The 14,404-nt window shown below is 74.2% G+C and carries 9 protein-coding genes and 2 pseudogenes; 7 read left to right on the top strand and 4 right to left on the bottom strand.

Annotated elements, in window-relative coordinates; translation table 11 throughout:
• Window positions 1–12: 12 nt before the first annotated feature.
• Window positions 13–3,015 carry a beta-N-acetylglucosaminidase domain-containing protein gene (locus B4U46_RS12605; protein WP_079426993.1) on the bottom strand — a complete coding sequence of 1,001 codons (3,003 nt, stop codon included), beginning with the start codon at window positions 3,013–3,015 and terminating at the stop codon, window positions 13–15.
• A gap of 228 nt (window positions 3,016–3,243) precedes the next feature.
• On the opposite strand from B4U46_RS12605, the gene B4U46_RS12600 reads away from it, so the two are divergent.
• The 3 genes from B4U46_RS12600 to B4U46_RS12590 are packed head-to-tail and all read left to right on the top strand — an operon-like array spanning window position 3,244 to window position 5,754.
• On the top strand, window positions 3,244–3,474 hold the full coding sequence (locus B4U46_RS12600) for a hypothetical protein (RefSeq protein WP_079426991.1): 231 nt from the start codon (window positions 3,244–3,246) through the stop codon (window positions 3,472–3,474).
• Window positions 3,475–3,493: 19 nt separating this feature from the next.
• Entirely contained in the window at window positions 3,494–5,494 is a 2,001-nt protein-coding gene (locus B4U46_RS12595; RefSeq protein WP_079426989.1) for a 4-alpha-glucanotransferase, read from the top strand.
• Window positions 5,495–5,514: 20 nt separating this feature from the next.
• A complete protein-coding gene (locus B4U46_RS12590; RefSeq protein ID WP_079426987.1) occupies window positions 5,515–5,754 on the top strand; it encodes a hypothetical protein in 240 nt (79 codons plus the stop codon).
• Between the two features lie 147 nt (window positions 5,755–5,901).
• Here the strand turns inward: B4U46_RS12590 and B4U46_RS12585 are convergent, their stop codons facing one another.
• Window positions 5,902–6,411: a MarR family winged helix-turn-helix transcriptional regulator gene (locus B4U46_RS12585; RefSeq protein WP_079426985.1), complete on the bottom strand. Its 510-nt coding sequence runs from the start codon at window positions 6,409–6,411 to the stop codon at window positions 5,902–5,904.
• A 178-nt stretch (window positions 6,412–6,589) separates the two neighbouring features.
• On the opposite strand from B4U46_RS12585, the gene B4U46_RS12580 reads away from it, so the two are divergent.
• The 4 genes and pseudogenes from B4U46_RS12580 to B4U46_RS12565 all read left to right on the top strand — a co-directional run bounded on the left by B4U46_RS12580 (window position 6,590) and on the right by B4U46_RS12565 (window position 10,426).
• Window positions 6,590–7,510: an EamA family transporter gene (locus tag B4U46_RS12580; protein ID WP_167747583.1), complete on the top strand. Its 921-nt coding sequence runs from the start codon at window positions 6,590–6,592 to the stop codon at window positions 7,508–7,510.
• Between the two features lie 171 nt (window positions 7,511–7,681).
• Window positions 7,682–8,626 carry a DMT family transporter gene (locus B4U46_RS12575; protein WP_079426981.1) on the top strand — a complete coding sequence of 315 codons (945 nt, stop codon included), beginning with the start codon at window positions 7,682–7,684 and terminating at the stop codon, window positions 8,624–8,626.
• Window positions 8,627–8,700: 74 nt separating this feature from the next.
• Window positions 8,701–9,318, top strand: a pseudogene (locus B4U46_RS12570) (LysR substrate-binding domain-containing protein); the annotation flags it as partial.
• Between the two features lie 34 nt (window positions 9,319–9,352).
• Window positions 9,353–10,426 (top strand): MerR family transcriptional regulator, encoded by a 1,074-nt coding sequence (locus B4U46_RS12565; RefSeq protein WP_237292825.1) that lies wholly within the window; start codon window positions 9,353–9,355, stop codon window positions 10,424–10,426.
• 7 nt (window positions 10,427–10,433) lie between these two features.
• Here the strand turns inward: B4U46_RS12565 and B4U46_RS12560 are convergent.
• Together B4U46_RS12560 and pepN are read right to left on the bottom strand one after the other, a co-directional pair.
• Window positions 10,434–10,900: pseudogene (locus tag B4U46_RS12560) on the bottom strand (NUDIX hydrolase).
• A gap of 788 nt (window positions 10,901–11,688) precedes the next feature.
• A complete protein-coding gene (pepN, locus tag B4U46_RS12555; protein WP_079426979.1) occupies window positions 11,689–14,268 on the bottom strand; it encodes an aminopeptidase N in 2,580 nt (859 codons plus the stop codon).
• Window positions 14,269–14,404 lie beyond the last annotated feature (136 nt).

The following is a 14,404-nucleotide window of genomic DNA, read 5'->3' as shown; positions in this document are numbered from 1 at the left end:
CCGCGGCCCTCGCTACGGCACCACCGCGAAGGCCGTCGCCGACCAGAGGCTGCATCCGTACGGGGTCGCGCGCCGGTCGCAGGTGACGCGGAGGAAGCGGGTGTCCGCGGCGGGGTCCAGGCGCAGGGTGTCCGTGCCTCCCCGGGAGGAGACGGTGGCGGCCGGCCGCCAGGTGACCCCGTCCGACGAGGTCTCGACCCGGTACGCCGACGCGTACGCCTCCTGCCAGTGCAGGGTCAGCACTCCGATCCGGGCCGGTGCGGCCAGCTCCGCCCGCCACCACGCCCCGTCCACCGGCTTCGAGGACCACCGGGTCAGCTCCGAGCCGTCCACCGCCGCCGACGCGGGGAAGCGCGCCGACTCGTCCCCCGAGGACGTGACCCGGGCCGTGCGCAGCAGGTCCGGGCCGCCCGTGCGCGGGACCGCCCGGACCGTCAGCGTGCGCACCTGGCCGTCGAAGGCGAGGGGGATCGCGTACGTGCCCAGCGGAGTGGACGCCGGGAGGCGGACCTCCACCGGCAGTGAGAGCCGGCCCCCGCGCGGGAGCGTGACCTCGCCCGGGAGGCGGACCTCGATGCCCGCCGGTGCCGGCCCCGACAGGGTGAGCGCGCCACGGACCTCGCCGGGCCGGACCGCCGACAGTTCGGCCGTCACCGTGCGCGCGGCCCCGCCGGCCTCCACGTCCACCCCGCCCCCACCGGCCAGTTCGAACCCGGCCTGCGGGTCGTCCGCGAACCACGGGACCACCTGGTGGACCACCGGGGCCTCGCCCGGCCACGACAGCCGTACCGCGTCCGCCCGTACCCCGCCCGCGTCGGCCTGGGTCCACCCGGACCCCGACGCCTCACCGATCCGCCGCCAGCCCTCGCCCGGGACCCGCACCTCCACCGCCGCGCCCCGCGACCCGGGCGCCAGCGGGTCCGTCATCACCGTGACGGCCGCGAGCGGCCGCGGCTCCTCCAGCGTCACGGTCCACGAGCCGGGCTCGCGCCGCACCGTACCGGCGGGCCGGGACGCGCCGGTCCAGGCGTCCGACTCCGCCGCCGCCTTCGCCAGGAACGGGTCGAGCACCGAGGCGTCCACCTGTACCCCGTCCTGCTCCGCCAGCGCGCTGCGCGCCGCCGCCAGGTCCCGCGAGGCCTGCCAGGCCGCCGCCCCGTCACCCCGGGACTGCGCGCGCAGCAGGTCCACCGCCAGCTCGCCCGCCGCCCCGTACCGCGAGAGCCGCTCCAGCCAGGGCCCCGCCTCCCCGGAGAGGCCGGGCAGCCGCGCCGGGGCCTCCCGCAGCACCGTGAACGCCGCCCGGAGCCGTTCGCCCGCGGCCTTGTCCCCGGCCGCGCGGGCCCGCCAGAACTCCTCCACCAGCGGCTTCAGGTACGCCGACTCCTCCAGCTTCAGCCCCGAGGAGGCCGTGTTCCCGGCCAGTGCGGCCAGCGCCGCCCGGGTCCGCTGGTCCGGGCCCGACAGGTCGCGCACCGCCGCCGCCCAGGACTCCCCGGGCCGGTACCCGGTCGGGTTCCAGGCGTAGTCGGCCGCCGTGAACAGCGGGATCCGCGACAAGGTGCCCTGCGGCATCGCGTTGGCCAGCACCGCCGCCGAACCGCTCGCCACCGCCGGATCGCGGCCGGCGTACGGGCCGAGGAAGATGCGCTCCGGGTCCCAGTCGTTGACCGGGTAGTTGTCCATCGTCACCAGCGGGTGCCCGAGCGCGGACCGCGCCCCGGCCAGCTCCTTGCCCGTGATGGTGCGCGGCACCACGCCCACGCCCGTCCAGGCCACCTCCACCCGCGGATCCAGGGCCTGGGCCAGGGTCGTCCGGTAGGCGGTGGCGCCGTCCTGGAAGTACTCGGTCGGCAGCAGCGACAGCGGAACCGCCCCCGGATGCCGCTCGGCCAGGTGCGCCGCGAGGTCGCCCGCGACCTCCGCGTGCGCCTTCGCCGCCGCCACCGGGCCCGTCCCGTACCGCACCCGGTCGGCCCGGCAGCCCCACTCGGCGTAGCTGACGTCCTGGAACTGCAGCTGGAAGGCCCGGAACCCCAGGTCCCACATGGCGTCGACCTTGCGCAGCAGCGCCGCCCGGTTCTCCGCCGAGGCCAGGCACATGGACTGCCCCGGGGACACCGCCCAGCCCAGCGTCACGTGGTTGGCGCGGGCCCGCTCGGCCAGCGCCCGGAACTCCTCCTGAGCCGCCGCCGGGTACTCCTCGCGCCAGGCCGTCGTGCGGTACGGGTCGTCACCGGGCGCCAGCAGCAGCCGGTTCTGCTTGGTGCGGCCCAGGAAGTCCAGCTGTGCGAGCCTCTGCTGCCGGCTCCACGGCTGCCCGTAGAACCCCTCGGTGACCCCGCGCACCCGCGCCGTGGGCCAGTCCCGCACCAGCATGCCGGGCACCTTCCCGCCCCCGGCCGCCAGCAGCTGACGCAGCGTCTGCGCGGCGTGGAACAGCCCGTCCCCGCCCACCCCGGCCAGCGCGACCGTGTCCCGGCCGCCGGTCCTGCCCACCGCCAGCCGGTAGCCGCCCTCGGGCAGGTCCCCGGCCGGCGCCGCGCCGAGCGCCAGCAGCGCGGCCTCCGCGTCCGCCCCCTGGAGCCGTACGACGAGGGCCCCTTCGGGCAGCACCGCCCCCGGCGGCCGGTCGTGCAGCGTCCGTACGCCGGCCGCGCGCAGGGCGGTGCGCACGACGTCCACGGCGTACGGGTCCACGCCCTCCGGCGCCACCAGCACGGCCTCCGCCGCGACCGGCACCTCCCGGGCCGGGTCGGCGTGCGCCGACTGCGGCCGCGGCCACACAGCGGGGCCCTCGGCGGGGGCTCGGGGAACGTCGTAGGCCGGGTCGAGGAGCGGTCCCGGGCCACCGGAGGCCACGGCGGCGGCCCCGCCGTCGGGGCGCGGCACCGCCGGGGACTTGGGCGTGGCGGCCAGCATGCCCTCGGGGACCGAGGCCGCCGCCCCGCCCAGCAGCGAGCCTATGACGGCCACCGCCGCGGCGGTGGTCCGCTTCCTGCCCCTGAGCTGCACGGAGCCTCCCCGTCCCGAGCCGTCCCCCGTCCGTACGAATGAGCCCGAGCCCACCACCCGTGCGGCTGAAGTGTCAATGCGGGTGGGGCGATCTGACCAAGATCGGCCAGGAATGCGGTGCCCCGGACTGGGTATGGCTGCGGTGTCCGGCGCAGGTGTTGCATGGGCGGATCCGCCGGACCAGCCGGGTCCGGAGCACCGGCCCGAAGCACGTACGAGGGAGCCCCCATGAAACCCCGCACCGCGCCGCCCGCCGCCCGCAGCCGTGCCCCGCTCGCCCACCTGCCCGTGCAGTCGGGCCCCGCGGACGTGCCCCCGGGAGCCGCGTCCCCGTTGTCCGGGTGTGCGGACGCCCCGCTGACCAGTGAAACGCCGCTGCCCGGCTCGGCGTACGCCCCGCTGACCAGCGAGACCCCGCTCGTGCACGAGGCCCCGCTGACGAGCGAGGCGGTTTCCTAGCCCCCTCCCACCCCCAAGGATGCAGATGGACGACCTCGCCCGGCTCGCGGCCCACCACGGCGTCGCCACCACCTACCAGCCCGCCGAGGACGTCACCGTCCAGGTGCCGCCGGCCACGGTCCGCGCCGTACTCGGCCTGATCGGCGTCCCCGCCGGCACCCCCGAGGACGCCCGGCGGCTGGCGGACTCCGCCGAACGGGAGGCGGCCGGGCGGCTGCTGCCGCCGACCCTGGTCCAGTGGCGGGGAGAGCCCGCCCCCGCGGCCCTGACCGGGCTGCCGCCCGGGACCCGGCTGCGGGTGACCCTGGAGGACGGTGCCGGGGAGGCGGCGTGGGACCCGCGCCTGCCCCTCGGGGTGCACCGGCTGACCGCCGAGACCCCCGACGGCCGTACCGCCGGGGCCACCCTCATCGTGGCCCCGGACCGGGCACCGGCGGCGCCCGAGCGGGCCCACGGGCTGCTCGTCCAGCTGTACTCCCTGCTCTCGGAGCGCTCCTGGGGCATGGGCGACCTCGGCGACCTCGCGGAACTGGCCCGCTGGGCCGCCGACACCCACGGCGCCGGGTTCATCCAGGTCAACCCGCTGCACTCGGCCGTCCCCGGCAGCCCGACCGACCCCTCTCCCTACCGGCCGGCCTCCCGCCGCTTCCCCGACCCGGTGTACCTGCGCGTCGAGGACCTGCCCGAATGGGAGGCCTGCCCGGACCGCGATGCCCTCGCCGAACTGGCCGGGCGGGGCGGGGAGCTGCGCCGCGAGGTGCTGGAGAAGGGCGCCCTGATCGACCGGGACGCCGTGTGGGCCCTGAAGCGGGCCGCCCTGGAACTGCTGTACGCCGTCCCGCGCACCCCCGCCCGTGAGGCCGCCTACCGGGCGTACCGCGCCGCCCAGGGCCAGGGGCTCGACCTGCACGCCGCCTGGTGCGCGGCCGTCGCCGGGGAGGACCCCGAGGAGCGGGCCGACTTCCACGCCTGGCTGGTCTGGCTGACGGACACCCAGCTGACCGCCGCCCAGCGGGCCGCCCGGGAGGCCGGGATGGAGGTCGGCATCGTCCACGACCTGGCCGTCGGCGTGCACCCCGAGGGCTCCGACGCCCGCCACGGCTCCCTCCACGCCCGGTCCGTCTCCGTCGGCGCCCCGCCGGACGCCTTCAACGCCCGCGGCCAGGACTGGGGGCTGCCGCCCTGGCGGCCCGACGTCCTGGAGGGGACGGCGTACGCCCCCTTCCGGGCCCTGCTGCGCGGGGTGTTCCGGTATGCGGGCGCGCTGCGCGTGGACCACGTGATGGGCCTGTTCCGGCTCTGGTGGATCCCGGAGGGCGCCCCGCCCGCCGACGGCACGTACGTCTCCTACGACGGCGAGGCCATGCTCGCCGTGCTGGTCCTGGAAGCCCACCGGGCGGGGGCGCCCGTGGTGGGCGAGGACCTGGGGACGGTCGAACCCCGCGTCCGGCAAGCCCTGGCCCGGCGCGGGATCCTCGGCACCTCCGTGCTCTGGTTCGAGCGGGACTGGTCCGGGGACGGGCTGCCGCTGGCCCCGGAGGCCTGGCGCGCCGACTGCCTGGCCACCGCGACCACCCACGACCTGCCGCCCACCGCCGCCAAACTGGCCGGCGCCCACGTCGAACTCCGCGACCGGCTGGGCCTGCTGACCCGCCCGGCGCAGGAGGAGCGGGCCGAGGACGCCGCCGACACCGCGCAGTGGCTGCGGGTGCTGGACGGGCTGGGGCTGGAGGCCAAGGACGAGGAGGGCGCCGTACGGGCCCTGTACGCCTTCCTGCTGCGCACGCCCGCCCGGCTGGTCGGCGTCTGGCTGCCGGACGCGGTGGGGGACCGGCGGCCGCAGAACCTGCCGGGCACCTGGGACCAGTACCCCAACTGGCGGCTGCCGGTGGCCGACGCGGTGGGCCGGCCGCTGACCCTGGAGGCCCTGACGGCCTCGCCCCGGGCGAACGCCCTGCTGAGCGCGGTGCGGGAGGGCGCACGGACCCGTACGGCACCCCCGGGCGCGCGCCCGCTTTAGGTGTTCGCTACGTTTGCACCGTGGACAAGAAGAACGCTCTGCGCGCCGGCGCCGTCTCGGCCGGAACGACGCTGATGATGCTGCTGATGACGTCTCCCGCCCTCGCGCTCAGCCGCGACGACGGCGACGACCCGGGCAAGGGGCTGAGCATCGGCGAGACGCTCGGCCTCTACGTGGGCCTGCCGATCGTGATCTTCCTGATCATCGCGGGTCTCGTGATGGTCGGCGACCAGTCGCGCAAGCAGCAGAAGCAGGGCTGACCCGCCCCCGGGCGGTTCCAGCACTCCAGCACTTCCGGGCGCCGGAGGTCCGTGGCGCCGGCCTGAGCCGGCCCCGTGGCGACCTCCGGCGCCTCGGCGTACCCGGGCACGGGACGCCGCGCCCCGAGGCGCCCGGGCCCGCCGCCCTCAGGGCATGTCCGCGAGGAGCTTGCGCAGGAGCCCGCCGAGCGCCTCGACCTCCTCGGGGCTGAAGTCGGCGAGACCGGACCGGTTCACCTCGATGCCGTCGGCGACCGCCTCGTCCACGAGGGCGAGGCCCCGCTCCGTGAGGGTCACCTGGAGCCCGCGCCGGTCGTGCGGATCGGGGCTGCGGGTCAGCAGCCCGGCCTTCTCCAGCTTGTCCAGGCGCCCGGTCATCCCGCCCGTCGTGAGCATCAGCGTGGCCGACAGCTGCCGCGGCGAGAGCGTGAACGGGGTTCCGGATCGCCTCAGCGTGGCGAGCACGTCGAACTCCCCGCGGGACACTCCATGGCGGTTGTACGCCCGCTCCACCGCGTCTCCCATGGCCTTCGAGATCCGGTAGATCCGGCCGAAGACGGCCATGGGCGTGGTGTCCAGGTCGGGACGCACCGCGTACCACTGGTCGGTGATCGCATCGACGGCGTCCTTGGCGATGTCCTTCTTCAGTGCGGTCATACCCGCAAGTATCGGCTTCCGCTTAGTCACCCACAAGAAAGTAGCTTGCCAAAAAGTAGCTTAGTGCTAAGCTACTTACCAGCGACCTACTCGGGGAGGCCGGGACGGGCCCCCGAGTAGGTCGCAGCCAAAAAGCCCCGCCCGCCGTACCCATCACCTGCCCGAGGAGTGAGTGACCGTGAACCGAGTCACCACCATCGTCCTGACCGCACTCGCCCCCATCTCCTGGGGCTCGACCTACTTCGTCGCCAGTGAGCTGCTGCCGCCGGACCGGCCGCTCTTCACCGGTGCGATGCGGGCCCTGCCCGCCGGTCTCCTGCTGGTCGTCCTCTCCCGGGCCCTCCCCAAGGGCGCCTGGTGGTGGAAGTCGGCGGTCCTCGGCACCCTCAACATCGGCGCCTTCTTCCCGCTCCTCTTCCTCGCGGCCTACCGCCTCCCCGGCGGCGTCGCCGCGGTCCTCGGCTCCGCCGGCCCGCTGTTCGTCGTCGGACTGGCCGCCCTGCTGCTGGGCGAGCGGGCCAGGCTGCGCAACGTGCTCGCCGCGATAGTCGCCGCGCTCGGCGTGAGCATGGTGGTCCTCACCTCCCAGGCCCAGCTCGACCTCGTCGGCGTCATCGCCGGCATCGTCTCCTCGGCCTCCATGGGCGCCGGCACCGTGATGACCAAGCGCTGGGGGCGCCCCGAGGGCGTCGGCCCGCTGGCCGTGACCGGCTGGCAGCTCACCGCGGGCGGACTGGTCATCATCCCGATCGCCGCCCTGGTCGAGGGCGCCCCGCCGGCCCTCGACGGCAAGGCCTTCCTCGGCTACGGCTACATGATGCTGATCAACACGGGCGCCGCGTACTTCCTCTGGTTCCGCGGCATCGGCAAGCTCTCCGCCACCTCGGTCACCCTCCTCGGCCCGCTCTCCCCGCTCACCGCCGCCGTCATCGGCTGGGCCGCCCTCGGCCAGGCCCTGAGCCCGGTCCAGGTCCTGGGCATGGTGATCGCCTTCGGCGCCACGGTCTTCGGACAGCTCCCGGGCCGCGCGCCGAAGGTGAAGGCCGCCGAGCCGGCAGAGGCCCCGCGCATCGAGACCCCGAAGGTCAAGATCGCCTGAAACCCCAGTTCCTGCTCCCTCCCCCGGGTCCCCGGGAGGTCGTCCCCCGGCCTCCCGGGGACCATTCATTTTCCCTAAACCAACCCATCGAATTCTTTCGATGGACCTGGACGGTCAAGCAGTGCGACGGTATCCCCACCACCACACCACCACCGGAAGGGGACACCAGAAGTGGCCGTCACGGACCGCGCCCGGACCACAGCCCGAGAGGACCGGCAACACACCACCGGCAGCACGGCGAAGAAGGGGGCGCTGGGCCTCGGCGTACTCCTCGCCCTGCTGGCCACGGTCGTCTGGTCCGGCAGCTTCGTCGCCACCCGCGGCATGTCCGGGACCGTCCCCCCGGTCCAGGCCGTCTTCTGGCGCTGGACCATCGCCGCCGTCGCGGTCACCCCTTTCGCCGCCCGCCAGGCCTGGCAGCAGCGGGCCCTGATCCGCAAGCACCTCGGCTACGTCAGCCTCGCCACCCTCTTCGGCGTCACCCTCTACAACACCCTGGTCCACCAGGCCGGACTGACCACCTCCGCCTCCAACATGGGCACGATCATGGCCGCTTCGCCGGTCATCATGGCCCTCTACGCCCGCCTCGGCGGCGAACGGCTCGGCGCCCGCCGCGTCTTCGGCCTGCTGCTGGCGGCCCTCGGCGTCCTCCTCCTGGTCGGCCACGGCTCCCTGAGCCTCCACTTCGGCGCGGGCGACCTGTGGATGTTCGCCGCCGCCTTCTCCTTCGCCACCTACAGCGCGCTCCTCAAGCGCAAGCCCGCCGAGATCGGCGGCCTCACCTTCCTCCTCACCACCTTCGTCCTCGGCGCCCTGATGCTGGCCCCCGCCTACGCGATCTCGCTCCACGTCCAGGGCGGCTTCGAGGCCACGCCCGCCACCCTCGGCCCGCTCCTCTACGTGGGCGTCTTCTCCTCGGCCGTCGCCTTCTTCGCCTGGAACAAGGCCGTCTCCCTGATCGGCGCGGCCCGCGCGGGCATCGTCTACTACCTCCAGCCGGTGTGCGTCGCCGCCCTCGGCCTGCTCCTCCTGGGCGAGCGCACGGGCCCCGCCCAACTCCTCTGCATGGCCCTGATCCTGGGCGGGGTCGCCCTGGGCAGCGCGGCCCGCAGGTAGTTTCACCCCGTGACGGACTGGGACATCAAAAAACTGCGGATCCTGCGGACCCTGGCCGACCGGGGCACCGTGACCGCGTCGGCGCCTTCTCCACGGCCATCCCGGCCCTGGTCGTCCCGGCCGTGGCTGCCCTGAAGCGCGACCACCCGGGCGTGGAGGTCCGCGTCCGGGAGGCCGAGGCGGCGCAGTCCTACGAGCTGCTGGCCGCCGGAGCGGTGGACCTCGCGGTGTCGCTGGCCGCGCACGCCCCCACGGCCCGCGACTCGCGCTTCACCCGGGTCCCGCTGCTGGCCGACCCGCTGGACGTGGCCCTCCCGCCGGGCCACCCGCTGGCCGACGCCCCCGCCCTGCGGCTGGCGGACCTCTCCCGCGAACCGTGGATCTACGGGGGCTCCGGCCCCTGGTCGGAGATCACCCAGGCCGCGTGCGAGGCGGCCGGCTTCGTCCCCGAGCAGGCCCACTCGGCCGCGGGCTGGACCGCCATCCTGGCCCTCGTCGAAGCGGGCATGGGCGTCGCGCTGATCCCCCGCATGGCGGTGGCCCGCGCCGCCGGAGTCACCGTCCGCCCGCTCCCGCACGACCGCCCGACCCGCCATGTCATCGCCGCCACCCGCCGCGGCGCCGACGCGGCCCCCGCCGTCGCCCGCGTCCTCGAAGCCCTCCGCCAGGCCGCCGCACCGGGCCCGTGTTGACCCTCGACCTGGTGCAGGGACCACAGTGACGGGCGTGGAGAACGTGATGCGCAGTATCGGCGAGACGGCCCGCGACAGCGGCCTCGGGGTGAGCGCCCTGCGGTTCTACGACCGGGCCGGCGTACTCGTCCCGGCCCACGTGGACCCCGTCACCGGCTACCGCTGGTACGGCCCCGAACAGGTGGACGAGGCCCGCCTGCTGGCCCGGCTCCGCCGGGCGGGCCTGCCGCTGGCGGACATCCGCCTGGCCCTGGCCGGCTGGCCCGGCCGGGACAGCGGGCTCGTACGGCAGCTGTTCGAGGCCCACCTGCGCCGCCTCGAACGCGGCCTCGCCGAGGCGCGCAGCGAGTTCTCCACGGTCCGCTCGCTCTTCGACCACAAGGAGAACCCCATGACCCAGCACGCCCGGGTGACCGTTCCGGCCCCCGCACTGGCCACCGCCCTCGACTCCGTCCGCTTCGCGGCGGGCACCGACCCCGAGCTGCCCGCCCTCGGCGGCGTCCTGTTCGACCTCGACGGGCCGACCCTGCACCTGGCGGCCACCGACCGCTACCGCATGGCCGTCGCCCAGGTCCCCGCCGAGGGACACGAGGCACCCCGCACCCAGGTCGTCGTACCGTCCCCGCTCGCCGACGCGATGCGGGCCCTGCTCGCCGGCGGAACCAGCGCACTGCTCACCGTGGACGGCGACCGGGTGACGCTGGAGGCCGGCGACCGCCAGGCCGCCGGCACGTGCCCGGACCACGACTTCCCCGACTACCGGCGCCTGGTCCGGCTGCCCGAGGGCCGCCGCGCCCTCGTCGACGTGCCGGCCTTCCGCACCGCCCTGGAGAACGGACCCGTCGTGGCGGGGGAGACCCGCGACGGCGACGCCTGCGACCTCAGCCTGCTGACGGTGGCCGGGGCGGAGGCCGTCCTGTGCGAGGACGACGAGGCCGGGCCGGACCGGGTCGCCGTCAACCGCGCCTACCTCCTGGAGGCCCTCGCCGCCGGCGCCACGGACCGCCTGGTCCTGGAACTCGGCGCTCCCACGGCCCCCCTGGCCGTCCGCCGCCCCGACGACGAGACGTCCTTCTCCCTCCTGATGCCGGTCCGCCTCCCCAACTGACAGACGCTCACCGGATCACCGGCCCATTGCCGGCCCGCCAGTCGCCTAGGTGTTTGCGGATGCTGGGGACCATCGGCAGCCGTCGGTCTCCTCCGGGGTGAACCAGCGGACTTCGAAGGATTCGTCGGAGCTGCGGAGGGTGCCCCCAGTCGGTCGCGCCAGGAGACAGACGGAGAACTCCTGGCGCACCTCGCCGTCGTCGTAGGCGAAGACGTGCCCGGGGTTGGTGTAGGTACCGACGATGCCGGTCACCTCGACGATGACGCCGGTCTCCTCGTAGGTTTCCCGGATCGCACAGTCCCCGATGGACTCGCCGAGCTCCATCCTGCCGCCGGGAAGCGCCCACATCCCGTTGTCGACCCGGCGCTGGAGCAGCACCCGTCCGTCATCGTCCACCACGACAGCCGAGGCGGCGGGCACGAGGCTGTTCGCCACCGGGGCGCCGGGGTCGTCTTCGTAGTCACGCCTGGCCATTGCTCTCCCTGCCGTCTCAATTCCCGCGACAGCCCTCACGGTAGACGGGGTATCACGGACAACTCCGCGTCACCCGACCCGGCCACGGCGTAGTTTTGCGGTATGGCCTCTGAGCACCTGGGTGACCGGCTGAGCCGTCTCCGTCGCTTCCCCCCACCGCCTCCTCCGCCGCCGCGTCCGCGAATTCACCGCCGTCGCCAACGTCCAGCCCGCCTATGACCAGCCCCGGACGGACCGCAGACGCCGAGACCTCGGCAGCGCGTAGCGATCTGCCGCGCCCGCGTGCTTCGCACGCTGGTCTCGTCGTCATCTGGTGCGGGTATCAGCGCTAGACGGACCACAGACGCCGAGACGAGAGAAGCGCGTAGCGATCTGGGGCGTGGGTCGGCACCGATCCAGCGGCTCGTCGGCCCGGATGCTTGGCGAGGCGGCCCCCGACCTCCCCGGCTGGTCGCTGAGGGGGCCGGATGTCTCAGGTACGACCGTGCCGTCCTTTTGGGGGTTTCCCGGCAGTCCTCGTCTTTCCGGGGCGGGACGGGCTGTCAAGGGTCGCCGCAGGCGATCGCGAAGCGACGCGACCGGAGGGAGCGCCCTTGACAGGGGGGCCCGAACCGGAAGGACAGTGGGACTGACGGCAAACCCCCAAGGCATCTCTGAGACCGCTCAGCCGAGACACCGCACCCGGCACCACCGGCCCGCAGACGGGGAGGCGGGTGGGCAAACGCCGACCCGCCCCCGGCCCCTCGAGGGGGAAAAAGCGGGCCCGCACCAACCGGGCCCGCCCCCCGTCAGGCTCCCGCGCCCGCCGCCGCGTCCGCCGCCTGGGCCTTCAGCGCCCGCTCGATACCGGCCCGGGACTCCGACACCAGGCGCCGCAGGGCGGCGTTCGGCTCGGCCGAGGCCAGCCACGCGTCCGTCGCCGCCAGGGTCTCCTCCGACACCTGGAGGGACGGGTACAGCCCCACCGCGATCTGCTGCGCGATCTCGTGGCTGCGGCTCTCCCAGATGTCCTTGACCACCGCGAAGTACTTCGCCGTGTACGGCGCCAGCAGCTCCCGCTGGTCGGCCTGGACGAAGCCGCCGATCACGGCCTCCTGCACCGCGTTCGGCAGGTCGCCCGACTCCACCACCGCGGCCCAGGCCTCCGCCTTGGCCTGCGCCGTCGGACGCGCCGCCCGCGCGGTCTCCGCGTGGCGCTCGCCCGCCGCCGTGGCGTCCCGCTCCAGCTCCGCCGCGATCTCCGCCTCGTCCGCACGCCCCGTCGCGGCCAGCCGCTCCAGGAACGCCCAGCGCAGCTCCGTGTCCACGACCAGGCCCTCGACGGTCTCCGCCCCGGACAGCAGCGCACCCAGCAGGTCCAGCTGCTCCCCGGTGCGCGCCGTCGCCGCGAAGGCACGCGCCCACGCCAGCTGGTGGTCGCTGCCCGGCTCGGCCGCGCGCAGGTGCTCCAGCGTGGCCTCCGTCCAGGCCGCCAGGCCCTGCTCGCGCCACGCCGGGTCGGCGTACACGTCGATGGCCAGCTTCACCTGGCGGTGCAGGGACTGCACCACACCGATGTCCGACTCCTTGCCGATGCCGGACAGCACCAGCGCCAGGTAGTCGCGCGTCGCCAGCTCGCCGTCACGCGTCATGTCCCACGCCGACGCCCAGCACAGTGCCCGCGGCAGCGACTCGGTGAAGTCGCCCAGGTGCGCGGTGACGTTGGCCAGCGAGACCTCGTCCAGGCGGACCTTGGCGTACGACAGGTCGTCGTCGTTGAGCAGCACGACCGCCGGACGGGCACGCCCCACGAGCTCCGGCACCGCCGTCAGCTCGCCGTCGATGTCCAGCTCGATCCGCTCCGTACGGACCAGCTTGCCGCCCTCCAGCTCGTACAGGCCGACCGCGATGCGGTGGGGCCGCAGCACCGGCTCGCCCTTGGCGCCCGCCGGCAGCGCCGGGGCCTCCTGGCGCACGGCGAACGAGGTGACGACACCCTCGCCGTCCGTCTCGATCTCCGGCCGCAGCACGTTGATGCCGGCCGTCTCCAGCCACGCCTTCGACCAGGCGGTCAGGTCGCGGCCCGAGGTCTCCTCCAGGGCGCCCAGCAGGTCCGACAGGCGCGTGTTCCCGAAGGCGTGCGCCTTGAAGTACGCCTGCACGCCCTTGAAGAAGGCCTCCATACCGACATAGGCCACGAGCTGCTTGAGCACCGAGGCGCCCTTGGCGTACGTGATGCCGTCGAAGTTGACCAGGACGTCGTCCAGGTCACGGATGTCGGCCATGATCGGGTGCGTGGACGGCAGCTGGTCCTGCCGGTACGCCCAGGTCTTCATGGAGTTCGCGAACGTGGTCCAGGCGTGCGGCCACTTCGAACCCTCGGCGTACGCCTGGCAGGCGATCGAGGTGTAGGTGGCGAACGACTCGTTCAGCCACAGGTCGTTCCACCACTCCATCGTGACGAGGTCGCCGAACCACATGTGCGCGAGCTCGTGCAGGATGGTCTCCGCCCGCACCTCGTACGCCGCGTCCGTCACCTTCGACCGGAAGACGTACTGGTCGCGGATGGTGACCGCACCGGCGTTCTCCATCGCGCCCGCGTTGAACTCCGGCACGAAGAGCTGGTCGTACTTCGCGAACGGGTAGTCGTACGCGAACTTCTCCTGGAACCAGTCGAAGCCCTGCCGGGTGACGTCGAAGATCGCGTCGGCGTCGAGGAACTCGGCGAGAGAGGGGCGGCAGTAGATGCCGAGCGGGACGACCTGCCCGTCCTTGCCCTCGTAGGAGCTGTGCACCGCGTGGTACGGGCCCACGATCAGGGCGGTGATGTACGAGGAGATGCGCGGGGTCGGCTCGAAGGCCCACACCCGGTCCTTCGGCTCCGGCGTCGGGGAGTTCGAGATGACCGTCCAGCCTTCGGGGGCCGTCACGGTGAACTGGAACGTCGCCTTCAGGTCGGGCTGCTCGAAGCTGGCGAAGACCCGCCGCGCGTCCGGCACCTCGAACTGGGTGTACAGGTACGCCTGCTGGTCGACCGGGTCGACGAAGCGGTGCAGGCCCTCGCCGGTGTTGGTGTAGGCGCAGTCCGCGACGACGCGGAGCTCGTTGGCGCCGGCGGCGAGGTGGTCCAGGGCGATGCGCGAGTCGCGGAAGACGGCGGCCACCTCCAGGGCCTTGCCGTTCAGCACGACCTCGTGCACGGCAGGCGCGACCAGGTCGATGAAGGTCCCGGCCCCCGCCTCGGCCGACTGGAAGCGCACGGTGGTCGCGGACCGGAAGGTGCCGCCCTCCTGCGCGCCGCTGAGATCGAGCTCGATCTCGTACGAGTCGACGGTGAGCAGCTTCGCCCGCTGCTGAGCCTCTTCACGGGTGAGATTCGTGCCAGGCACGCGTTCATCTCCTTTGATGGTGACGTTGCCCGGCCATCCTTCCATGCAGGGCCCGCCGCCGGGCGGGAGTAATCCAGAGGCGAACACGACCACCCCTGCCCGGCCCCTGCGCGAAAGCGAAGGGGCGGCACCGTAG

Origin of the sequence: Streptomyces katrae (assembly GCF_002028425.1) — a bacterium.
Taxonomy (GTDB): domain Bacteria; phylum Actinomycetota; class Actinomycetes; order Streptomycetales; family Streptomycetaceae; genus Streptomyces; species Streptomyces katrae_A.
The sequence above is the reverse complement of the archived record's forward strand: the minus strand, read 5'-3'. Positions and strand labels throughout refer to the sequence as shown.